The sequence below is a fragment of the Pseudomonas artemisiae genome (assembly GCF_057128685.1).
Map to the genome: position 1 here is coordinate 1 of NZ_JBSKHS010000035.1, position 1,241 is coordinate 1,241.

1 protein-coding gene is annotated in these 1,241 nt (G+C 58.0%); it reads left to right on the top strand.

Translation table 11 applies throughout. The features are described from left to right. The first annotated feature begins 64 nt into the window (after positions 1–64). A protein-coding gene (locus ACWKV4_RS20570) for an IS3 family transposase (RefSeq protein WP_483834046.1) occupies positions 65–1,233 on the top strand; the annotation gives its coding sequence in 2 pieces (ribosomal slippage) (positions 65–326 and positions 326–1,233; 1,170 coding nt in all). Positions 1,234–1,241: the final 8 nt, after the last annotated feature.

The window sequence follows — 1,241 nt, forward strand, 5'->3', positions numbered from 1 at the left end:
TGTAGTGGTCTACTAACCCCGGACACTTTTTTAGGCGAAAATGGTCGCCACACAGAGGTGTTCGATGAGCAGACAACGACGTACTTTCACCCCCGAGTTCAAACGCGAGGCTGCCTGCCTTGTGCTCGATCAAGGCTACGGCCATGCCGAGGCCGCGAGGTCGCTCGATATTGGGGAGCCGGCGTTGCGTCGCTGGGTCAACCAGCTTCAGGCTGAGCGAAATGGCGTGACCCCGTCCAGCAAGGCGATGACACCAGAGCAGCAGGAAATCCAGGCGCTCAAGGCTCGCATCAATCGGCTGGAGATCGAGAAGAAAATCTTAAAGGAGGCCACTGCGCTCTTGATGGCCGAGGAACACGGGCGCAGACGTTGAAGTCGATTCGGAAGTTGGCAAAGCACTACCCTGTTCAGCTGTTGTGTTCAGTGTTCGAGTTGCCCCGATCTTGTTATTACGCGCACCTGGCCCGCCGACGGCGTATCGATGTTCGCCGTACGAGCCTGCGCAGCCGCATCAACGAGCTGTTCAGCCAGAGCCGCAGCTCGGCAGGTAGCCGCAGTATCGTCGCCATGCTCCGGGATGAGGGTATCAATGTGGGACGCTTCAAGGTCAGAGGCCTGATGAAGGAGCAGGGCTTGATCAGCAAGCAGCCCGGTTCTCACGCATACAAACGGGCCACGGTTGAGCGCCTCGACATCCCCAATGTTCTTGATCGACAGTTCACCGTGGCAACGCCAAACAAGGTCTGGTGTGGTGACATCACCTACATCTGGGCGCAGGGACGGTGGCATTACCTGGCGGTCGTCCTGGACTTGTATAGCCGTCGGGTAGTGGGCTGGGCGATGTCTGCCAAGCCGGATGCCGAGCTGGTCATCAAGGCGCTCGACAGAGCTTATGAGATGCGCGGCAGGCCACAAGGCTTACTATTTCACAGCGACCAGGGTAGCCAATACGCCAGCCGTAGCTTCCGCCAGCGGCTGTGGCGCTATCAGATAACTCAAAGCATGAGCCGACGGGGAAACTGCTACGACAACGCGCCCATGGAGCGGCTGTTTCGCAGCTTGAAAGCGGAATGGATACCGACGGTGGGTTACATGACGGCAGCGCTGGCCGAGCAAGATATCGGACGCTATCTCATGCAGCGGTACAACTGGACAAGGCCGCATCAGCACAACGGCTTCGTACCGCCGGCTGTAGCAGAAGAAAAACTTAATTCTGTGTCCGGGAATTGTTGACCACTACA